General features: G+C 66.6%; 17 protein-coding genes. 10 read left to right on the top strand and 7 right to left on the bottom strand.

Features of this window, described 5'->3' with window-relative positions; genetic code table 11:
* Positions 1 to 96: 96 nt before the first annotated feature.
* A complete protein-coding gene (locus tag FIV34_RS01835; protein ID WP_139979101.1) occupies positions 97 to 2,091 on the top strand; it encodes a UvrD-helicase domain-containing protein in 1,995 nt (664 codons plus the stop codon).
* A gap of 4 nt (positions 2,092 to 2,095) precedes the next feature.
* Here the strand turns inward: FIV34_RS01835 and FIV34_RS01830 are convergent, their stop codons facing one another.
* Together FIV34_RS01830 and FIV34_RS01825 are read right to left on the bottom strand one after the other, a co-directional pair.
* A complete protein-coding gene (locus tag FIV34_RS01830; RefSeq protein ID WP_139979099.1) occupies positions 2,096 to 3,115 on the bottom strand; it encodes an AI-2E family transporter in 1,020 nt (339 codons plus the stop codon).
* Positions 3,116 to 3,166: 51 nt separating this feature from the next.
* Entirely contained in the window at positions 3,167 to 4,183 is a 1,017-nt protein-coding gene (locus tag FIV34_RS01825) for an AI-2E family transporter (RefSeq protein ID WP_139979097.1), read from the bottom strand.
* A 146-nt stretch (positions 4,184 to 4,329) separates the two neighbouring features.
* Here FIV34_RS01825 and FIV34_RS01820 point away from each other — a divergent pair, with 146 nt between their 5' ends.
* From FIV34_RS01820 to FIV34_RS01790, 7 genes are all read left to right on the top strand, one after another.
* On the top strand, positions 4,330 to 5,241 hold the full coding sequence (locus FIV34_RS01820; RefSeq protein ID WP_139979095.1) for a 5'-nucleotidase, lipoprotein e(P4) family: 912 nt from the start codon (positions 4,330 to 4,332) through the stop codon (positions 5,239 to 5,241).
* Between the two features lie 244 nt (positions 5,242 to 5,485).
* Positions 5,486 to 6,454 (top strand): hypothetical protein, encoded by a 969-nt coding sequence (locus FIV34_RS01815; protein ID WP_139979092.1) that lies wholly within the window; start codon positions 5,486 to 5,488, stop codon positions 6,452 to 6,454.
* Between the two features lie 17 nt (positions 6,455 to 6,471).
* On the top strand, positions 6,472 to 9,081 hold the full coding sequence (gene plsB, locus FIV34_RS01810; protein WP_246058725.1) for a glycerol-3-phosphate 1-O-acyltransferase PlsB: 2,610 nt from the start codon (positions 6,472 to 6,474) through the stop codon (positions 9,079 to 9,081).
* A gap of 110 nt (positions 9,082 to 9,191) precedes the next feature.
* The gene (locus FIV34_RS01805) at positions 9,192 to 12,392 is read left to right on the top strand and encodes a dermonecrotic toxin domain-containing protein (RefSeq protein ID WP_139979088.1); all 3,201 of its coding nucleotides are present in this window, start codon (positions 9,192 to 9,194) and stop codon (positions 12,390 to 12,392) included.
* 53 nt (positions 12,393 to 12,445) lie between these two features.
* On the top strand, positions 12,446 to 13,195 hold the full coding sequence (gene ubiE, locus FIV34_RS01800; RefSeq protein WP_139979086.1) for a bifunctional demethylmenaquinone methyltransferase/2-methoxy-6-polyprenyl-1,4-benzoquinol methylase UbiE: 750 nt from the start codon (positions 12,446 to 12,448) through the stop codon (positions 13,193 to 13,195).
* A gap of 67 nt (positions 13,196 to 13,262) precedes the next feature.
* Positions 13,263 to 15,113 (top strand): M1 family metallopeptidase, encoded by a 1,851-nt coding sequence (locus tag FIV34_RS01795; protein WP_139979084.1) that lies wholly within the window; start codon positions 13,263 to 13,265, stop codon positions 15,111 to 15,113.
* Position 15,114: 1 nt separating this feature from the next.
* Positions 15,115 to 16,116, top strand: a complete 1,002-nt coding sequence (locus FIV34_RS01790; protein ID WP_139979082.1) for an alpha/beta fold hydrolase — start codon at positions 15,115 to 15,117, stop codon at positions 16,114 to 16,116.
* A 34-nt stretch (positions 16,117 to 16,150) separates the two neighbouring features.
* On the opposite strand, the gene FIV34_RS01785 is transcribed toward FIV34_RS01790, so the two are convergent.
* From FIV34_RS01785 to ttcA, 4 genes are all read right to left on the bottom strand, one after another.
* Complete coding sequence (locus tag FIV34_RS01785; protein WP_139979079.1) at positions 16,151 to 16,918, bottom strand: M48 family metallopeptidase; 768 nt, start codon at positions 16,916 to 16,918, stop codon at positions 16,151 to 16,153.
* A 73-nt stretch (positions 16,919 to 16,991) separates the two neighbouring features.
* A complete protein-coding gene (locus FIV34_RS01780; RefSeq protein WP_139979077.1) occupies positions 16,992 to 17,900 on the bottom strand; it encodes a recombination-associated protein RdgC in 909 nt (302 codons plus the stop codon).
* 76 nt (positions 17,901 to 17,976) lie between these two features.
* The gene (locus FIV34_RS01775; protein ID WP_139979075.1) at positions 17,977 to 19,164 is read right to left on the bottom strand and encodes an amino acid aminotransferase; all 1,188 of its coding nucleotides are present in this window, start codon (positions 19,162 to 19,164) and stop codon (positions 17,977 to 17,979) included.
* A 35-nt stretch (positions 19,165 to 19,199) separates the two neighbouring features.
* On the bottom strand, positions 19,200 to 20,072 hold the full coding sequence (gene ttcA, locus FIV34_RS01770; RefSeq protein ID WP_139979073.1) for a tRNA 2-thiocytidine(32) synthetase TtcA: 873 nt from the start codon (positions 20,070 to 20,072) through the stop codon (positions 19,200 to 19,202).
* A gap of 101 nt (positions 20,073 to 20,173) precedes the next feature.
* Here ttcA and FIV34_RS01765 point away from each other — a divergent pair, with 101 nt between their 5' ends.
* On the top strand, positions 20,174 to 20,380 hold the full coding sequence (locus FIV34_RS01765; protein ID WP_139979071.1) for a YdcH family protein: 207 nt from the start codon (positions 20,174 to 20,176) through the stop codon (positions 20,378 to 20,380).
* A gap of 14 nt (positions 20,381 to 20,394) precedes the next feature.
* A complete protein-coding gene (locus FIV34_RS01760; protein WP_139979069.1) occupies positions 20,395 to 20,979 on the top strand; it encodes a GNAT family N-acetyltransferase in 585 nt (194 codons plus the stop codon).
* Between the two features lie 3 nt (positions 20,980 to 20,982).
* Here the strand turns inward: FIV34_RS01760 and FIV34_RS01755 are convergent, their stop codons facing one another.
* Complete coding sequence (locus tag FIV34_RS01755) at positions 20,983 to 22,002, bottom strand: HlyD family secretion protein (protein ID WP_139979067.1); 1,020 nt, start codon at positions 22,000 to 22,002, stop codon at positions 20,983 to 20,985.
* Positions 22,003 to 22,009: the final 7 nt, after the last annotated feature.

Here is a 22,009-nt window from a genome sequence, read left to right as displayed (position 1 = left end):
ACCACCGTCCGATATTCTGCTTGGAGCTCAACGATTCGCCTGCGTCGGCCATTTTTCTTGGTACCATTCTGGCGCCCGTCGCGCTAGCCACCCCTAATGCTTAACCCTCAACAACACGCGGCTGTCGAGTACTGCGACGGCCCCCTCCTCGTGCTCGCTGGCGCCGGTTCCGGCAAGACCCGCGTCATCACGGAAAAAATTTCCCACCTGATCTCGCGCCGCCATCTGGCCGCGGAGAAGATCGCCGCGATCACCTTCACCAACAAGGCGGCGAAGGAAATGCGCGAGCGCGTGGGCAAGCTCATTTCCGACGAGTCGGCACGCGCACTCACGGTGTGCACGTTCCACGCACTCGGCCTGAAGTTCCTGCAGATCGAGCACGAGCGCGCGCAGCTGCGCCGCGGCTTCTCGGTCCTGGACGCGGACGACAGCGCCAACATGATCAAGGAGCTTTCGCCCAAGGGCGTGAAGCCGGACGTGATCCAGGGCATCCGCAACCTCGTGGGCAAGGCCAAGAACGCCGGCATGACCCCCGACGAGGCGATGGCCAGCGCGCGCACGGCGCGCGAGATGGAAGCCGCGTCGATCTACGACCTTTACCAGCGCCGCCTCGCCGCGTTCAACGCGGTGGACTTCGACGACCTGATCCGCCTGCCGCTCAGCATCCTCGAAGGCGATGCGGACGCGCGCGCCATCTGGCAGGAGCGCCTGCGCTACCTGCTGGTGGACGAATACCAGGACACCAATGACGCGCAGTACCGCCTGCTCAAGGCGATTGCCGGGCCGAAGGCACGCTTCACCTGCGTGGGTGACGACGACCAGAGCATCTACGCCTGGCGCGGCGCGAACCCGGAAAACATCGACCAGCTCGGCCGCGATTTCCCGCAGCTGAAGGTGATCAAGCTGGAGCAGAACTACCGCTGCGCCAAGCGCATCCTGCGCGCGGCCAACCAGCTCATCGCCAACAATCCGCACGTGCACGAAAAGAAGCTGTGGAGCGACCACGTCGAAGGGCCGCCCATCCGTGTCATCGAGTGCAAGGACAACGACCACGAGGCGGAAAAGATCGCCTCCATCGCATCGAGCCTGCACGAAAAATTCAAGGACAAGGGCTGCCGCTGGGATGACTTCTGCATCCTGTATCGCGGCAACTTCCAGGCGCGCCCCATCGAAAAGGCGCTGCGCCTCGCCCGCGTCCCGTACCACCTCAGTGGCGCGCTGTCGTTCCTGGACCGCGCGGAGGTGAAGGACATCCTCAGCTACCTGCGCCTGCTCACCAACCCCACGGACGACGCGGCGTTCCTGCGCATCGTCAACGTGCCCAAGCGTGAGATCGGCTCGACGTCGCTGGAGAAACTCGGTGAGATGGCGCAGGCGCGCAACGCCTCGCTGATGGACGCGGCGCGCAGCGACAGCGCGCTGAAGAACATTTCCGCACGCCCGGCCTCGGCGCTGGCCAGCTTCGCCCGCCTGATGGACGAACTGCGCAGCCACGCCGTGCACGAAAGCGCCGCCGACCTCGTGGCCACCGTGATCGAAAAGACCGGCTACGGCGCGCACGTGGCGGCCACGACCACCGACGAGGTACTGCGTGAGCGGCGCATGGGCAACCTGCGCGAGCTGATCGACTGGTTCCGCGCCATGGGCCGTGACGGTGGCCGCACGGGTGATATCGCCCAGCAGCTGGCCCTGCTCAGCCACGCCGACCGCGACGACCCGGGCAACGCGCTGCGGATGATGACGCTGCATTCGGCGAAAGGCCTGGAGTTCCGCTTCGTCTTTATCGTGGGTTGCGAAGACGGCACCCTGCCGCACGAAGGCGCGATCGACGAAGGCCGGCTGGATGAAGAACGCCGGCTGATGTACGTGGGCATCACCCGCGCCAAGGAGATGCTGACGTTGTCGTTCTCGGCGCGCTCGCGCAAATACGGCGAAGTGCTGAACAACGACCCCAGCCGCTTCCTCGACGAACTGCCGGGCGACGACCTGCACTGGGACGGACAGAATCCCGAGGCCGACGCCGAGGTGAAGAAGGAAACCGCCGAATCGCACATGGCGCGCATCCGCGCCATGCTGGCCGGGAACGGCTGATCGCTCAGATCAGCTGTTCGGCCTCGAGCTCGCTCTTCAGGTACGCGTAGTAGATGGGGCCAGCCACCAGGCCGGCGAGGCCAAAGGCCGCCTCGAACACCAGCATCGCGGTCAGCAACTCCCACGTGCGCGCGCGGATCTGGCCGCCGACGATGCGCGCGTTGAGGAAGTACTCCAGCTTGTGCACGACGATCAGGAAGCCGAGGGCGGCAACGCCCACCCAGAGGCTTACCGACAGCGCCGCGATCGTCACCAGGGTGTTGGAGATCAGGTTGCCCACCACCGGCAGCAGGCCGACGACGAAAGTCACCAGCACCAGCGTTTTCGCCAGCGGCACGTGCACGCCGAACAGGGGCAGCGCGATGAGCAGGAAGCCGGCCGCCAGCGCGGTATTGATCGCCGAGATCTTCAGCTGCGCGAAGATGATGTTGTGGAAGGCATCGGCCAGGCGCGAGGCGCGCATGGAAAGCTCGAACGCCAGCGGGCGCGACGGACGGCCACCGCTGCCGTGCGATACCGCCACGATGGCGCCGAGCACGAGTCCGATGAGGATGTGCGCGAACACGCGCGCCGCGGTGGTTCCCATCAGCCGCAGGTCCCCGGAATGCTCGTGCGCCCAGCCCATGCCCTGCGAGCGGAAGTCCGCGAAGCTGTCGGGCAGGTTGGTGGTGATCCACGCGGGCAGCTGCTCGTGCGCCTTGGTCAGCAGGGGCAGCAGCTTTGTGTCCCACAGTTCCTGCGGGTCGCCCAGGTCGCGGCGATAGAAGCTGAGGCCGCCGACGACGATCAGCACGATGGCACCCACCACCACGACCGTGACCACGCCCACGGCAATCAGGCGGGCCCGTTCACCGGGGATGGCGCGGCGGATCAGGGGCGTCATCGCCTCCACCACCTCGTACACCAGCAGGCCGGCGAGCAGCGCGGAGATGAGATGGAGCATGAGCACGCCCCACAGGGCCAGCGCGGCGAGGCCGTAGCTGACGAGGCGAACCACGCGGGAATCGGCCGGCGTGCGGACCATGCGGACACTCCTTTGAAACGTGGGCGGATTCCAGCAGCCGGGCGATGAACGCTAGATCAAGCGTTCCGCTTCCAGTTCAGCCTTGATGTAGGCGTAGAAGATGGGGGCAGCCACGAGGCCGGGCAAGCCGAAGGCCGCTTCGAACACCAGCATGGCCACCAGCAGCTCCCACGCGCGGGCCCGGATCTGCCCGCCGACGATGCGCGCGTTGAGGAAGTATTCGAGCTTGTGGATCAGGATCAGGAAGGCCAGCGCCCCCAGGCCGACGTACAGGCCCACCGAGAGGCCGACGATGGTGATGAAGGTGTTCGAGATCAGGTTGCCGATGACCGGCAGCAGGCCAACGATGAAGGTGATCACGATGAGCGTCTTGGTCAGCGGCAGGTGCTGGCCGAAGAGCGGCAGCACCACCACGAGGAAGATGGCCGTGAAGGCCGTGTTTACGAGCGAGATCTTGATCTGCGCGAACACGATGTTGTGGAAGGCGTCGGCCAGGCGGGCGCAGCGCAGGCCGAGTTCCGCGGCAAACGGACCGATCTGGTGCGTGGGACGCGCGCGACTGAGGGCGACAAAGGCACCCAGGATCAGGCCCAGCAGGATGTGCACGAGCACGCGGGCCGCTTCCTTGCCGGCAAGCTGCAGCGTTACCGCGTGGGAGCGCGCCCATTCGAGGGCGGTGACGCGCAGCGCGTCGACGCTTTCGGGCAGCATGCCGACGATGGCGGGGGGCAACTGCCCACGGGCACGGTCGACCATCGGCATCAGCTTGTTCTGCCACAGGTCCGCCGGGTTGCCGATCTCCATGCGGAAAAAGCTCACCGCGCCGAGGATCAGCAGGGTGAGAAGCCCGACGACCACCACGCCCACCAGGGCGACCGCGAGGATGCGGGCGCGCTCGCCGGATATCCGGCGTCCCATCAGCGGGGCCACGGAGACCACGACCTCGTACACCAGCAACCCCGCCAGCAGTGCGGGAAGCAGGCGCAGGAACATCACCAGCAGGAGCGCGACACCGGCGAGGATGTAGCTGGCGATGCGCACGGCGCGGGTCCGGGTCTCGGCGTCCATGGAGGGCCTTATCGAAGATCAGGCCGCAGTCTGTCAGTACACGGGGTGCACGCGCCATAGGCGTGCCGCCGTCGTCACGCTGTCGTAAACTGCCGCCACAATCGCCGGCCCTCGGGCACAGGCGCCCGATTTACCCAGGGAATCCCATGATCAAGTTCGCCCCGGCTGCGCTCGCCGCCGCCCTCGTCCTCGCTGGCTGCGCCTCCGCGCCGCATGCGCCGGTAGCCGCCGCGCCGGCCGCACAGGCCGCCCCGGCCGCCGAACCGGCGGCGAAGGGTCCCGCCGCGGACGACAACCTGAACGCCGTGCTCTGGGCGCAGACGTCGAACGAACATGACCTGATCTACATCCAGACCTACCGCGACGCGCAGGAGAAACTTCTCAAAGCGAAGGCCGACGCGACGTGGGACGCCCTGGCCAAGGACGACCGCGAAGCGCACCCCGCGCTGAAGGGCCTGAAGCCGGCCGTGGTGCTCGACGTGGACGAGACGGCGCTGGACAACTCGCCGTACCAGGCGCGCCTGATCCGCGCCGGCGGTGAGTACAACGAAGCCGAATGGGCGGCGTGGTGCCAGGAAGGCGTGGCGAAGCCGATGCCAGGCGCCGTCGCCTTCACGAAGTTCGCGGCGGACCACGGCATCGCCGTCATCTTCGTCTCCAACCGCGCGAAAGACCTCAACGACGTGACGCTGGAGAACCTGCGCAAGGCGGGCTTCCCGGTCGCCGGCAAGGAATCCTTCCTCGGCCTGGGCACCTTCGTTGAAGGCTGCGAGCAGGCGGGCACCGAAAAGGGCTGCCGCCGCCAGCTGATCGCCAGCAAGTACCGCGTGCTGATGCAGTTCGGCGACCAGATCGGCGATTTCGCCAACGTCTACGGCAATACGGCCGAGGGCCGCGCCAAGGCCATGGCGCCGTACACGGCCTGGATCGGCGAGCGCTGGTTCGTCCTGCCCAACCCGACGTACGGTAGCTGGGAGCCGGCGCTGTTCGACAACGACTACACCTTGCCGCGCGAAGAACGCCGCCAGAAGAAGATCGGCGCACTACGCACCCAGTAAATTCAGTAGGTTAGGCGTAGTTTTGTGACGTATTGCTTTAGCAATGTCGTCCAACTATCATCTGCCTCGCCAACACCTGCGGTGCCAAAAGCAATGCAGGCAAGGCCATTTCCCTTGCCGGCTTCGGGCCGGATGACCCCGTGAGACCTTCCGTCTCCGGGGTTTTTCTTTATCCGGGGTCACTTGCCGCCCAGCCGCGCGCCTCGTAACCTCGCCTCCCCCGCTCCTCGCGGACGATGAAGCCATGATGCGCAAATTCCCCAAGGCCTGGGCGCTGTTGTTGGTGCTGGCACTGGTTGCGGGATGCAACCGGCACAAGGAAGCGCCGGGCACGCCGGGAGGCGGTTCGCCCGAGGACGCCGTGCGCGAGTCGCTGGAACTGATCCGCGATGGCAAGTTCGACATGTTCTGGCAGCACGCCCTGCCCCCGGCGGATTTCGCCGCGCTGAAGGCTGACTGGCCGCGGCGCAACGCGGCCGAAGAACCGATCAACGACGATGACCGGGCCAAGTTCGAGAACGGCGTGAAACGCCTGACCGAGCCGGATGCCGAAAAAAAGCTCTACGCCGACCTGCGCCCCACGCTCGTGCGCTTCGACCGCGAGTACAAGGACCAGATGCCGTTGCTGACCGGCGTGGCCCAGTCCATGGCGCTGACCGCGATCGAGCAGGCGAAGGACCTCACCATCCCCCAGAAGCGGCAGCTGCGCGAGGCGGTCAACGTCATCGCGCCCTGGGCGCAGACGGTGGCATGGGGTGACCAGGACAAGGCTAAGCAAGCCATCGGCGTCCTGGTGGATGCTTCCCGCAAGGCGCACCTGACCACGCCCGAAGCGCTGCACAGCATGGACTTCAACCAGTCCATGACGGCGTACGCCGCGATGTGGACGGGGCTCAAGGGCTTCTTCAATGTCTACGGGCTGTCCCTCGACAAGACGTTCGAGTCGATCAGCATCGATACGCTGGAAAACACGGGCGGCACCGCCCATGTGACGATCACCTATACGTTGCTGGACAAGCCGATCCAGACCGACGCCACCCTCGTCCTGCTCGATGGCCGCTGGTATGACAGCGACCTGCTGCAGAGCGTGCGCAACCAGCACGTCAAGCTGAATCCGCCTCCGTCCGCACCGGTGCCAGCGCCTGCCAGCACCGCCCCGGCGCCGACCGCCGACCGCGCGGCCGCGCCGGTCGCGGCCGCGAAGCCCCACTAAGGCCGTACAATCCCACGATGTCCGAATTACCGATGAGTGCGGATCCGCACGTCCATGTCGCCCGCTCCCCGTGGTGGTTCAAGCTGCTGGGGCGCCTGCTCGAGCCCTGGGTGCGCATCAAGCGTGATCCGGCCGAGCCGGCCGGGCTGCTCAGGAGCGGTGCGGCGGTGTGCTACGCCATCGAGCGCGACGGTACGTCGGATGCGCTGATCCTTGAGCGCGCCTGCCGCGAGGCCGGCCTGCCCAGCCCGATGCAGTTGCTCGAGCTGCCGGGGCGCCGCCGGCGCTCGGTGTTCTCCCTCAGCCGCCAGCACGGCTGGCTGTTCGGCCGCACGGATTCCCGTGGGCCGAAGGAACCGATCGGGCAGATGATCCGGGCGATCGAGGCCGACCCGGAACGCGATATCCAGGTCATCCCGGTATCGATCTACGTAGGCCGCGCGCCCAACCGCGAAAGCGGCTGGTTCAGCGTGCTGTTTGCCGAGAACTGGCTGGTGGTCGGCCGCTTCCGCCGCATGCTGGCGCTGCTGCTCAACGGCCGCGACACGGTGGTGCATTTCTCCGAGCCGGTGTCGCTGCGCACGGTGCTTTCCGAATCGCAGGGCCTCACCAGCGAGCGGCTGACCCGCAAGATCGCCCGCGTGCTGCGCACCCACTTCCGGCGCATCCGTGCGGCGGTGATCGGCCCGGATCTTTCGCATCGGCGCACGGTGGTGGATGCCGTGCTGAATGCGCAGCCGGTCCGCGATGCCGTGGCCGCCACGGCGAGCAAGGAAAACATCAGCCACGCCAAGGCCGAGCGACGCGCGCGCGACTTCGCCCTGGAAATCGCGGCGGATTACTCGCATCCCGTGGTGCGCTCCACGTCGTTCCTTCTGTCCAACTTCTGGAACAAGCTGTACGACGGCATCGCCATGCATCACTTCGACAAGGTGCGCGCCGCCGCGCCCGGCCATGAAGTGATCTACGTGCCCTGCCACCGCAGCCACACCGACTACCTGCTGCTGTCCTACCAGCTGCATCACTCCGGCGTGGTGCCACCGCATATCGCCGCGGGCGTGAACCTCAACCTCCCGGTCGTCGGCCCGATCCTGCGTCGCGGCGGTGCGTTCTTCCTGCGCCGCAGCTTCAAGGGCAACGCCATGTATTCGGTGGTGTTCAACGAATACCTCGCGCAGCTGGTCGACCGCGGCGTGCCGCTGGAGTACTTCATCGAAGGTGGGCGCTCGCGCACGGGCCGCCTGCTCGCGCCACGCGCCGGCATGCTGGTCATGACGCTGCGCGCCTTCCTCCGTGCGCCGCGCCGGCCCGTGCTTTTCCAGCCGGTGTACATCGGTTACGAAAAGCTGATGGAGGGCAAGTCGTACGTGGGCGAGCTCACCGGCAAGCCGAAGGAAAAGGAATCCCTGCTGGGCCTGATCCGCGGCCTGAAGGTGCTGCGCCAGCGCTACGGGCACGTCACGCTGAACTTCGGTGAGCCGATCCTGCTGACCCCGATGCTCGATGCCGCCGCGCCCGACTGGCGCGAGACCACCTCCGAGGCCGACAGCAAGCCGGAGTGGCTCAACAGCGTGGTGGACGACCTGGCCGAAAAGATCCAGGTCAACATCAACCGCGCCGCGGACGTGAACCCGATCAACCTGCTGGCGCTGGCGATCCTGGCCACGCCCAAGCATGCAATGGCCGAGAACGACCTGCTTGCGCAGCTGGAACTCACCAAGTCGCTTTTCCAGGAGCTCCCCTACTCCGACCGCGTGACGCTGACGGCGATGAATCCGCAGGGCATCATCGCTTACGGCGAGCAGATGCAGTGGATCCGCCGCGTGCGCCATCCACTTGGCGACGTCCTTGTCACGGAGGGCGAGCAGGCGGTGCTGCTGTCCTACTTCCGCAACAACGTGCTGCACCTGAATGCGGCAGCGGCCTGGGTGGCAGCGTGCTTCCTCAACAACCGGCGCATGTCACGTTCGTCGGTGATTCGCCTGGGCAAGATCATCTATCCGTTTATCCAGGGCGAGCTTTTCCTGCCGTGGGATGACGAAGGGTTTGCGAAGCAGGTGCAGGACACCATCGAGTTCTTCGTACGCCGCGGCATCCTTGAGGCCTCGTCGGAAGGCCGCGTGCTCGAGCGGGGCCCGGGCCAGGACGATGGGGCCTACCAGCTGCGCGTGATCGCGCGCAGCATGCTGCAGGCGTTCGAGCGCTACTACATCGCCATCGCGGCGCTGGTGAAGAACGGGCCGCACACCATGTCGGCCGGCGAGCTGGAAACCGCGTGCACGCTGACCGCGCAACGCCTGGGCATGCTCAACGAACTGTCGGCACCCGAGTTCTTCGACAAGGCCCTGTTCCGCGGTTTCATCCAGAAGCTGCGCGAAGCGAAGGTCGTGTGGACCGACGACAACGGCAAGCTCGATTTCGCCGAGGCGCTGGAGGACATGGTGCGCGATGCCAAGGTCATCCTCGCGCGCGAAGTGCGTCATTCGATCCTGAAGATCACGCCGGGCGGCGACAACGAGCGCGACCTCGATGCACGGCCGCCGAGCGATCCGGGCGAAACCACCGCGGAGTCGTTGCACGATCGCCACGTCGCCAACGAACACCAGCGACACCACGGCGAGCACTGACGTCACGGCAGGGGAATCCCCTACACGACCCATCGGTTGGCCACTGACAGACCCGGCCTGATCCCGGCGCTACGTTTTGCGTAGGAGTTTCCCCACGCAAAGGAGAGCGCATGGATGCCATGCCACCGCAGGCGCCGCCTGCACACACGTCGGCCGCCCACGAGGTTGCCGCCACCGCCTTCAACCAGCTGGTCGACATCCACCGGTGGGCCCAGGGCGAGCTAGCCAGCATGCCGGCCCTGCCCACCCAGGCCGATAAGCAGGCGCACGATCCGTTTATCGCTGAACTGCGCGCCTGGTGGTCCGACGAACGCCGCGCGAGGTTCTCGGGCCGCCTGTCCGCCACGCTCGGGCAACTCGCCGTGCTGCGCGGCGAAGATGGCACGCTCGATAGCCGCGCCGTCGGCATGGTGCAAGCGCTGGCATCGTCGCGTGGCGGCGCGCTGCCAGGGCACCTCGAGGTGAGCGAACTGGTATTCGGTCAGGTGCCTTACGCCGGGGCCCTGGTGCTGCAGGACATCGCACAACGCGGCGACGTGCTGCTTTTCACCGCTGACAACGGCTGGGAATCCTTTGCCGATGCCCATGCATTACTTGCCACCGTCGAACAGCGCGCACGCCAGCGCATGGCCGATGACGGCCGGCTCCCCGGCATCTCACTCGCGCAGGTCTACCGCGACGGCCGGGGGCCGTGGGTGTCGATGCGCGCGGTGCAAGGTGAGCCTTTCGACCATTACGTAAGTCGCGTGGCCAGCCTGCAGGAAGCGAAAGTGACGCAGGGCTGGGTCGAGGCGGGCATGGCGGCCGAGGGAGGACGGCAAAGCGGCCGCTTCGCCGACGCGATGGGCCGTGCACTCGACCTCGCGGTGCTGTTCGATATCGAATCCCTGCTGGCCGCACGCCACGCCCGGCTGGTGACTGCCGTGAACGAGGCGCGCCTTGCACAGGTGCCCCGGGACGTGGCGGACGCATGGCGCGAGGCCGAGGACGATTACGCCGACCTGCTACGGGTCACCACCGAACACGACGCGCCACCTCCGGGACTGGTCGAGTACGCTTCCGGCGCGATCACGGCACGCCTGGCCACGATGGGCGTGGTGCAGGCCGCCGAAGAGATCCGCGTACGGGCGGACTATAACGGCGATCTCGCAAGGCGCGCGCAATCACTGCGAACCCTGTTCGAGGGAATGCCGGTGGTCTACTTCAACCTGCTCGACCTGGCTTACCAGAACATCTCCGCGTTCGACAAGGTCCGCTTGCAGGCCGTCGACAGCGAGGGCAAGGAGATTGCCGCGCTGCACGACATGGCAGTCCGTCAACTGATCCGCCGCAGCGACATCGCCACGAACTACCAGGGCCTGCTTCAGGAGCACTTCCGCACTGGCGCCGAAGCGGACACGCGCCGCAACGGCGCGGCTGCCACGTTCCTGGCGCGCATGCGCCTGCATGCCGCGGAGGCCAGGCTGGGCTACTTCCTTCCAGGCGCGCCAAGCATGTTCCTGGACGACCACGCGCAGCGTGGGTTCCGCTGGGTGGAGGCCGTGCTCGACGCCCCGGTAGCGGCGAAGCGCCGCAAAGTGGAAGGCCATGCCATCGTGGCGCGCCACGTCATGTACGAGGGGACACCGGTCAGCGGCATCCTGGAAATCGGCGTGCAGCGTATCGAATCCGTGCCTACCATCGTGCTGTATACACCCGATGCCCCCGATGGACGGGCGTTCCGCGAATTCAGAAGCCGTGGCGAGGCAGCCCGACGGTTTTTCTATAACCCCGCGTTCCGCGAATACCTCCTGGATCGCCTGCCTAACGAGTTCGCGGTGCCGTCGCCTAGCGGCAACACGCGCCGCTTTACCGGCGATACCCGTGCCAACTGGGTGCTCGGCAGCGGCAACGAAGCCGGCTACACGATGACGGCGGCGCCCTTCACACAGGCCGATATCACCGGGGATGTATCCCATGCGCTGGTCGAGGTCGGTGTCCAGCAGGCGGTTCGCAATGTCGCCACCTTCAGCCGTGCGGCGAATGAGGCCGACTGGGCGTGGCTGGTGGGATGGCCGCGCGACCTGATGTTCGACAACCTCGTGGTCAATACCGCCAAGGCCGCACTTTACGCGCCCGCGCATGCCGCACAGGCCGCATGGCGCATGTACGACAACATCAAGGCGGGCGACCACGCGCGCGCCTTCGTCGATTTCACGGACTTCTACGTCGCCTCCCTGGGCGTGGTCTCGCCGCACCTGATCGGGCGAGGTATCGGCCAGGCCATCGTCTCGGCACGCTTCCGCCAGGGCACGCGGCTGGTCGAGGGCACACCGGTACGGCAACCCACCGTGGTGTTCGAAGCGAAATACGAGGCCCATGGCTTGCCCAGAGGCCGTGGCGTCATCGATGCCGACGGGCTGCGGGTCATCGATGGCCAGCGATACCTGCAACACGATGGCAAGACCTACGCCGTTCGCTTTGACGCGGACTACGGCACGTGGCGCCTGGCACGCCCGGGCCGCCCCCAGGGATGGGGCCCCGCCATTGAACGTACGGCGGCGGGCACCTGGGGCTACCACCGGGTCGGTCTGCGCGGCGGCTCGGGGCGGGGCGCCGGCCGCGGCGTGCAGGAAGCCCGGCTGTACGACGACTACACGGCTGAACTGGAGCGCGCCTTCCCCGACCCCGTTGAGCGCGAGCTGGTGACGGCGCGCATGCGCGATGAACTGTCTGGCCGGGCAGGCGGCACGGGCCTGACGCCAACCCAACGCGCCGGCTGGGACCGTGCCAGCTGGCAGGCCCATGCCCGGGCGCGGGACCGTGACCTGGGCCACCCCGCGCAGCGGGCGCCGCTCGACCTCAGCCACCAGGCACCAGGAGCCATCCAGGTCATTGACCCGGCAGCGGCGCCGGCCGAGCTATGGTTCTATGGCAATCGCCCTTTCAGGCACAGCAACCTGATTCGCCGCCTGGGGAACCAGGGGTACGAAAATTACCAGGCGAGCCTGCGTACGGAGTGGCTGGATGCCGGCTTTCACGGCGTGCCCGTCACCACCACTACACCGGCCGGCCGGCTGGCCCAGATCAGCGCGGAAGTCGGCACCCACCTCGCTCCCGGGAGCGCGTTCGCGGTGCGCATCGATCCCCGGTCTCTCCTGGCCCGGCTCCCCCACCTGAATCGCGGCCCGAGCGCGGAACTGGTCTCCGTTCAGACCGGATCAGGACCACGGCTCTACCTGCGCCCTCGAGGCGACAGCCCGGGGAATCTGCATGTGGGCAGAAATGAATTCGACGTGTTCAACCGCCTGCGAGATTACCAGGGCCATTGACGCCCACCGCCCCACGCTCGCGGGCAGGCCCCATCCCCGGTAACATCGGCCGCATGGATACGCAAAAAACCACGCACTTTGGCTTCCGCGAGGTCGCCCTGGCCGACAAGCAGAAGCTCGTCGGCCAGGTCTTCACCTCGGTTGCGGGCAACTACGACCTGATGAACGACCTGATGTCGTTCGGCATCCACCGCCTGTGGAAGCGCCACTTCGTGGCCGTCAGCGGGGTGCGCCGTGGCGACCGCGTGCTCGACCTGGCTGGCGGCACGGGCGACATCGCTGCGCTGCTCAAGCCGGTCGTCGGCGACGAGGGTGAGGTGGTGGTGGGCGACATCAACGCCGCCATGCTCGGCGTCGGCCGCGACCGCCTGACCGACCGCGGCCTGGTTTCGGGCCTGCGCTGGGCGCAGATGAACGCCGAGGCCCTGCCCTTCCCGGACAACAGCTTCGACGCCGTCACCATCGCCTTCGGCCTGCGCAACGTCACCGACAAGGACAAGGCGCTGGCGGACATGCACCGGATCCTCAAGCCGGGTGGCCGTGCCCTCGTGCTGGAGTTCTCGAAGGTGCAGAGCCCGCTGCTTTCGAAACTTTACGACGTGCATTCCTTCAAGATCCTGCCCCGCCTGGGCCGGCTGTTTGCGAATGACGCCGACAGCTACCAGTACCTGGCCGAGTCGATCCGCAAGCACCCGGACCAGGACACCCTGAAGGGCATGATGCTGGCCGCCGGCTTCGGCCACGTCGAGGTGCGCAACCTCACCAGCGGCATCGTCGCGATCCACCGCGCCTACAAGGTCTAAAGGGTCCCCGACGGCGCCGTCCGGCGGCGGGTGGCATACTGGGCACTTCCCTCCACCGGAAGTCCCCATGCGTCTGCTACCCGTTGTCGCCGTCACCATGGCGTTCCCCGTCGCCGCCTTCGCCGCCGATCCGCACTCGTACGCCCAGCCGGACGTGGTCCGGGTGAGCCACCTCGACCTCGACCTCAAGGTGGACTTCGGCAAGAAAGAGCTGGCCGGCAACGCGACGCTGAAGCTGGACTGGAAAGACGCGAAGGCGAAGGACCTGGTCCTCGACACGCGCGACCTGAAGATCGCCAGCGTCGACGCGGTGGATGCCTCGGGCAAGGCCACGACCCTGAAGTTCGCGCTCTCGCCGCGCGACAAGGAGCTCGGCTCCAAGCTGACCATCCAGGCACCGGCCCACCCGGCCAGCGTGCGGATCACCTACACGACCGTGCCGGAAGCGTCGGGCCTGCAGTGGCTCACGCCGGAACAGACGGCGGACAAGAAGCAGCCCTTCATGTTCTCGCAGTCCGAATCCATCCATGCGCGCTCCTGGGTGCCGCTGCAGGATTCGCCTGCCATCCGCTTTACCTACGACGCGCATGTCAGCGCGCCGAAGGACGTGCGCGTGGTGATGAGCGCCATCAACGACGCGAAGCATCCGCTCAATGGCGACTTCACCTTCGACCAGCCACACCCGATCCCGTCGTACCTGCTGGCCATCGCCGCGGGCGACATCGCGGTGAAGGAAACCGGCCCGCGCAGCGCGGTGTATGCGGAGCCCAGCGTGGTCGGCAAGGCCGCGCACGAATTCGAAGACACCGAAAAGCTGATCGCCACCACCGAGCAGCTGTACGGCCCGTACGCCTGGGGCCGTTACGACATCCTCGTGCTGCCGCCGTCGTTCCCGTTCGGTGGCATGGAAAACCCGAACATGACGTTCGCCACGCCCACCGTGCTGGTCGGCGACAAGAGCCTGGTGTCGCTGGTATCGCATGAACTGGCGCACTCGTGGTCCGGCAACCTGGTGACCAGCGCCGCGTGGCGCGATATCTGGCTCAACGAAGGCTTCACCACCTACGTGCAGGGCCGCATCACCGAGGCCGTGTACGGCAAGTCGCTGGCTGACGAAGAAGCCCTGCTCTCCGCACGCGAACTGCAGAAGACCATCGGCGACATGCCGGCTAACACGCAGAAGCTCACGCCGGACGCACGTGGCGTCGGCGCAGACGATTCGCTGTCGTCGGTCGCCTACGACAAGGGCTCGTGGTTCCTGCGTACGCTGGAGCAGCGCTTCGGCCGCGAGACGTTCGACGCTTACCTGAAGGGCTACTTCGCGCACTTCGCTTTCCAGAGCATCGACACCGACACGATGTTTGCGTACCTGAAGGCCAACCTGCTCGACAAGAACCCGGGCAAGATGAGCGAAGCGGAAGCGCGCGCGTGGATCTGGCAGCCGGGTATCCCGAAGGATGCGCCGCTGCCCACCTCGGCTCGCTTCGACAGCATCGACCAGCAGCGCACCGCCTTCCTCGCCAATAAGCTCGACGCCGCCAAGCTCGACGCGAAGGGCTGGAACACGCAGGAGTGGATGTACTTCCTGGACCGCATGCCGGACGTGCCGCCGCTCGACAAGATGAAGGCCCTGGATGCCGCATGGCACCTCACCGGCACGCCTAACGCCGAGATCGGTATGCGCTGGTACGCGCACGCGATCGCCGCGGGCGACAAGGACGTGTGGACCGCTGCCGCCGAGCACATGACCCGCATCGGCCGCCTCTACCTCACCACGCCGGTGTACAAGGCCTTTGCCCGCACGCCGGAAGGCCTCGCGTTTGCGAAGAAGACCTACGCCACGGCGAAGGCCGGTTACCACCCGATGACCCAGCAGGCGGTGGAAGGCATCCTCGCCGGCAAGTCGAAGAAGAAGTGACATGGCGAACACCCCCGCTCCCGTAACACCCTCGACCGCTCGCCCGCTCTGGCAGCGCCTGCTCCTGCGCCGCCTGAAGTTCCTCATCGTGGTGGCCGTGGTGCTCGGTGCCGGCGCGGGCCTGGTCTATCTCCTGGCGCCTCAGCTGCTGGTCAAGGCAGACGCGGCGCGCATGGCGATGCAGGCGCACGTCGACAAGCGAACCGTCGTCGCCGGTGACACCACATGGTCGTACTACGAAGGTGGCCAGGGCCCGACCATCGTGCTGCTGCACGGTTTCGCCGCCAACAAGGAAAACTGGCTGGAGATGGCCAAGGGCCTGACCGACCATTTCCACGTGGTGATCCCGGACCTGCCCGGCTGGGGCGAGTCATCGCGCAACGAAGGCGGCGATTACGGCGTGCCCGCGCAGGCGGCACGGCTGGAGGCCTTCGCCCAGGCGGCGGGCCTGCAGCATTTCCTTCTGGTCGGCCAGTCCATGGGCGGCGCGATCGCCGGCGTCTATGCGGCCGACCACCCGGAGCGCGTCGCTGCGCTCGCGCTGATGAGCTCGCTGGGCCTGACGTTCAAGGAGAACGACTTCGTCCGTGACGTGAAGGCCGGCAAGGATCCGTTCCTCTTCAGCAACCGCGAGGAACTGGAGACGCTGCTGGCACGCATCTTCACCAAGCCACCGCACCTGCCGGGCCGCATCGAAGACGCGCTGATCCGTCGCAACGTGGCCGATCGCGCGTTCATCGAGCGCACCTTCGCCGAGCTGAAGCAGCCGGAGCAGGCCTTCGCGCTGGATCCGGTGCTGGCGAAGCTGCAGATGCCCGTGCTTGGCATCTGGTGCCACGACGACAAGATCATCGACGTGTCGGCGCTGGACACGATGCGCAACGGCCTGAAGAACGCACCGTCCATCGGCGCCACCGTGCTCAACGGCTGCAACCATATGCCGATGCTGGAAAAGCCGGACGAAACCGCGAAGATCATCACCGGCTTCGCGCTCGCGCACTGATCCCGCCCGCTGATCGGGAGACGTCGCCGACGCGTCAGTCGGCGACGTCGGCGATCAGGCGATCAAGCTGCGCTTTCAATCCACTGCCGTGCGCACGCAACCACGTGCGCTGTTCCTTGTGCTCGGGAAGGATGCTTTCCACCCAGTGCCAGAAGCGCGGCGAGTGATTGCGCACTTTCAGATGGCATAGCTCGTGGACGAGCACGTAACGCAGCGCCGCCGGCGGTGCGAGCGCCAGGGCGAGGTCAAGGTTGATGCGGTCGCGCGTATCCAGGCTGCCCCACAGGCTTTTCAGCGGGCGGATGCGTAGCGCGGTGGGTGCCGCATTGATCAGCGGGATGTAGCCCGGCAGCCAGCGCGAGACATCCTTGCGGATCTGCGCTTCGAAGAACGTGGCCAGCAAACCGCGCGCCACCAGCAACTGGCGGTGATGCGGGCCGGGCAGCACCAGGGTGAGGCCACCTTCGTCGTGCTGCACGCGCGGGTACGGGCCTTCGGCCCAGTCCAGGGTGACCTCTTCACCGCGGAACGGAAACTGCGTCGGCACGCCTACCTTCAGCGCCGGCAGCGGCTCGGCATCCATGTGGAATTCGCCGAGCTTCTGCTCCAGCCAGTCCGCGTGATGACGCAGGAACGCCGTCATCTGCGCCACGTGCGTTCCGTTCGGATACGTCAGCCGCGCGCCCTTCGGTGTCACCGTCAGGCGCAAGCGGCGCGCACGCGGGTGGGCCGACTTCAGCACGCGTATCGTGCCGCCCGTCGGCGTCGCCAGTTCCAGCCAGTCGCCTTGCTCTAATGTCATGTTGCCAGTCTCAGAACCGATCCCGACCAACATCCCACTCCGGCGTATCAACCATCGCGACCGGCCCGACGGATCACTCCGGGCGCGGCAGCTTGAACCACTCTTCCATCTTGGCCAGCAGGCGCTCGTACTCCAGCGCCATCAGGGCAAAGTTGGCGTCCATTTCGGCGGCGGCGCTCTCGGGGCTGTCGGTCTGCTCGTCCAGCACCACGTCCGTGAACTTGATTTTACGCAGGATCAGGTCCTCACCAAGTACAAAAGAGATGCGGTCGTCGAAGACCAAACCAAGCTGGAACACCTGTTTTCCCGTGCGCAGGTGCTCCCGGATCTCATCGGTGTCGAGATCCTGCCGGCGGCAGCGGGCGATGGCGCCAGAGGCCGTGGCCGGGTCGCGCAGCTCGCACTCGTCGCCCAGGGCCAGGCCGGCGGGCAGTTCACCGGTGGCGACCCAGTGGGTCATGAGAATCCGCGGCGACTCTTCCGGCGCCAGGGGCACGGCCGGGAAGCTGCCGAGGGCCTCGCGGACTTGGCTCAGGGCATTCTCAGCCGACTTGCGACTGGAGGTATCCAGCACGAACCAGCCGTTCTTCTTGTCGGCGTAAGCCTTCATCCGCGAGCTGCGGACGAACGCGCGGGGGACGAGCTCGTTAAGCACGTCATCCTTGATCTTCTTGCGCTCGCGACCACCGATCTTGCGGCCTTCCTCGTCGACGATCTTCTGCACGCGGTTGGCGACTTCATCGTTGACCACCGAGGACGGCAGCAACTTATCTTCGCTGCCGACGGTGACCATCGTGTTGCGGGCCACGTTATGGGTCAGGCCTTCTTCGTTACGGCCCAGCGGCGATACGAAGCCACGTGCCGACAGCTCCATCGGGCCGACCGGGCGCAGGCGATGCTCCGGCAGTACCTCATCGAGGCGGTCGAGGTCGGTGGCAACGGAATCAGAGAAACGGAAAAGCGTCAGGTTACGAAAAAACATGTATCGATGATTCTCATGCAAAGGGGTGACCGTGGCAGGCGCGAGGCGCCCGCCGGCGGGAAAGTCGATGGGTGGATCAGACCACGCTCTTGATCGCTTCGGCGACCCGGTCAATGTTCCTGTCGTTCAGCGCGGCAACGCAGATGCGGCCGGTGCCGACGGCGTAGATGCCGAACTCGTCGCGCAGGCGGTCCACCTGGGCGCTGGAGAGGCCCGAGTAGGAGAACATGCCGCGCTGGCGTTCGATGAAACCGAAATCGCCGGCACTCGCGAGCCGCTCGACGAGGCCGCGACGCATCGCGCGGATGCGCTCGCGCATCTCGCCCAGTTCGGTTTCCCAGGTGGCGCGCAGGTCGTCGTGGTTCAGCACCGCGGAGACCACGGCCGCGCCGTGCGTCGGCGGGTTGGAGTAGTTGGTGCGGATAACGCGCTTGAGCTGCGACTGCACGCGCACGGCTTCGTCATGCGAGGCGGTGACGATGGACAGCGCACCCACGCGCTCGCCGTACAGCGAGAACGACTTCGAGAACGAGCTGGCGACGAAGAACGGCACGTCGGCTTGCGCGAAAAGGCGCACGGCCACGGCGTCCGCTTCGATGCCATCACCGAAACCCTGGTAGGCGATATCGAGGAACGGCACGAGGCCGTGCGTGCGGACGGCCTCGATCACGCGCTTCCAGTCCGCCTCGGCGAGGTCGACACCGGTGGGGTTGTGGCAGCACGCGTGCAGCACCACGACGGCGCCCTTCGGCAGCGCGGCGAGACCCTTGAGCATGGCGTCCACGTCCACGCCGTGCGTGGCGGCGTCGTAGTACGGGTAGTCGACGACGTTGAAGCCCGCGGACTCGAACAGCGCGCGATGGTTCTCCCAGCTCGGGTTGCTGATCGCCACCGGCACGTCGGGGTTCAGGCGCTTCAGGAAATCGGCACCGACTTTCAGTGCGCCGGTGCCGCCGAGCGCCTGCGCGGTCACCACGCGACGATCCGCGAGCAGCGGCGACGCCGCGCCGAACAGCAGCTTCTGCACGGCGCTGTCGTACAGCGCGATACCGTCGATGGGCAGGTAGCCGCGCGGCAGCTGGGCTTCGAGGCGAGCTTTTTCGGCTTCGCGCACGGCGCGCAGCAGCGGGACGTGGCCGTTGGCGTCGTAGTACACGCCCACGCCGAGGTTCACCTTGTCCGCGCGCGTATCGGCGCCGAAGGCTTCGTTAAGGCCAAGGATCGGATCGCGCGGGGCGAGTTCGACAGCGGAGAACAGGGTCATGATCGTCAGGCCTTGAAGCGGTGGAAGGGAAAGTGTCAGTCGTTGTCGTCGGCGGCGTCGCTACCGCCAAGCCATGCATGCGTGTCAGCGCGCGCCGCGCCTTCGCGTGCGCCGAGGCCCGCGAAGTCGAACAGGTGTCGATCCATCAGCTGCGACGGCGCGATGTTACCCAGCGCCCGGAACATCGTCTCGCTGCGCCCCGGGTGGCTTTTTTCCCAGTCGGCCAGCATGCGCTTGACCACCTTGCGCTGCATGTTTTCCTGCGAGCCACACAGGTTGCAGGGAATGATGGGAAACGCCTTCGCCTCGGCAAAGGCCTCGATGTCATCCTCGCGGCAGTACGCCAGCGGGCGGATGACCACGTGCTTGCCGTCGTCCGACTGCAGCTTGGGCGGCATGGCTTTCAGGCTGCCCTGGTAGAACATGTTCAGGAAGAACGTGCCGAGGATATCGTCGCGGTGGTGGCCCAGCGCGATCTTGGTCACGCCGTTGTCCGACGCCCACTGGTACAGCGCGCCGCGGCGCATGCGCGAGCACAGGCTGCACATCGTCTTGCCCTGCGGGATCACCCGCGTGACGACGCTGTACGTATCCTGCTCGATGATGTGGAACGGGACGCCGCGCCCGGTCAGGTATTCCGGAAGCACGTGCGCGGGGAAATCCGGCTGCTTCTGGTCCAGGTTCACGGCGATCAGCTCGAAGCGCACCGGCGCCTTCGCCTGCAGCGAGAGCAGGATGTCGAGCATGGTGTAGGAGTCTTTGCCGCCGGACAGGCACACCATCACCTTGTCGCCGTCCTCGATCATGCCGTAGTCGGCAATGGCCTGGCCGGCCTGGCGGCGCAGGCGCTTGGCCAGCTTGCCGGCTTCGTAGGTCTGTTTGCGGGTGGTGTCAGGGATGGCGGACATGCTGCGGGGTGCTACGGAAGGGACGAGCCTCCTATTGTAGCCGCTGCGGGCTGCCCCGCCGGGGGGTAAACTTCCCGCTTCCCTCCCCGCCGGCCGTCGCCATGCAGGTTCAGGATTCCACCCAGCTATCCCAGCGCCTCGCCGAGCTCAAGGTAGAGCACCGCGATCTCGACGCTGCGATTGAGCAGCTCGCCCTGGCCATCGGCCGCGACGAGGTCCAGCTCACCCGCCTCAAGAAGCGCAAGTTACTGTTGAAAGACACGATTGCCCGCATCGAAAGCCGCCTGATCCCCGACCTGGACGCCTGAACGGAGCCCTTCGCATGGCCGATCGCCTGGAAAACGCCTGGGTCACCCTGGAACCCATGGCCCTGTCCCACGTGCCCGCCCTGGAGCAGGCCGCCGCCGATGGCAACCTGTGGGACCTCTGGTTCACCACCGTGCCCGCCCCGGGCCAGATGACCGCCTACGTCGAAAAGGCCCTGCGTGGCGAGGTCGAAGGCCGGATGGCGCCATGGGTGGTGCGTGAGAACGCCAGCGGGGACATCGTCGGCACCACGCGCTACTACGACATCACGCCCGACCCCTACCGCCTGGCCATCGGCTATACCTGGTACGCGAAGCGCTGGCAGCGCAGCCATCTGAACACGGCGTGCAAGCACCTGCTGCTGGATAACGCGTTCCAGAACCTGGGCGTGGTGGCGGTGGAATTCCACACCGACGCCTATAACCAGGATTCCCAGCGCGCCATCGAACGGATCGGCGCGAAGCGCGAGGGCATCCTGCGCGCCCACAAGCGCCGCGAAGACGGCTCGCTCCGCGATACCGTCTGCTACAGCATCCTCGCCACCGAATGGGCTGACGTGGACAAGTGGCTCCAGCTCCGCCTCAAGCGGCTGGCAAAGTAGCGTTTACCGCGCCGCGACCTGCTCGGGGTGCGACGGACGCACCACCAGTGTCGCGGTCATGCCGGCCGCCAGCATCGTGCCCTGCGGCAGGTGGTCGGCGTCAATGTGCACGCGCACCGGGACACGCTGGGCCAGGCGCACCCAGTTGAAGGTCGGGTTCACGTCGGCCAGCAGGTCGCTACCGGTCGGGTTGTCGGCATCCGTGATACCGCGGGCGATGCTTTCCACCGAGCCCTTGAGGCGCACGCCGCCGCTCATCAGGCGAATGTCCACCGGATCGCCGATACGCAGGCCCGGCAGCTTGGTTTCTTCGAAGTAGCCGTAGATCCAGTACGAATGGCTGTCGATCAGCGCCAGCCGTGCGGTGCCGGCGCTGGCGTAATCACCCACGCGCACGTCCAGGTTGGTGACGTAGCCATCCACCGGGGCCAGCACCTCGGTGCGGTCCAGGTTGAGCTGGGCGGAAGCGACTTCCACCTGCGCCTGCGCCACGGCCGCCAGCGCCTGTTCCTGCGCGGCGCTCGCCTGCTTCGTGCTCGCCTGCGCGGCCTGCCAGCCGGCCTTCGCGGCATTCGCCGCCGCCATCGCGTTGGCCTTGTCTTCCGCCGAGATCACGTTGTTGATCAGCTTCTGCCGGCGATCGGACTGCGCCTGGTACATCTCGAAGTTGGAGCGGCTTTGCAGCGCGCTCGCGGACGCCGCATTGATGCTCGCACCCGACGCCCGCGCGGCCGCTTCGGCGGCATGCAGGTTGGCCTTCGCCTGGTTCAGCGCGTTCACGTAGCGCGCCTTGTCGACGACGAAGAGCAGGTCGCCCTTCTTCACCGTCTGGTTATCGACCACGCGCACGTCGGTGACCAGCCCGGCGACGTCCGGTGCGATCCGCACGATCTCGGCGCGCACGCGGCCATCGCGGGTCCACGGCGAATACATGTAGTGCTTCCACAACGCGTGCCCGATCAGCGCGGCAACGACGATGACCGCCGCGGTAACGGCGAAACGGATGACGGTAGCGAGTTTCATGACGGCA

Origin of the sequence: Luteibacter pinisoli, assembly GCF_006385595.1 — a bacterium.
GTDB lineage: Bacteria > Pseudomonadota > Gammaproteobacteria > Xanthomonadales > Rhodanobacteraceae > Luteibacter > Luteibacter pinisoli.
This window is presented reverse-complemented; position numbering and strand designations above follow the sequence as displayed.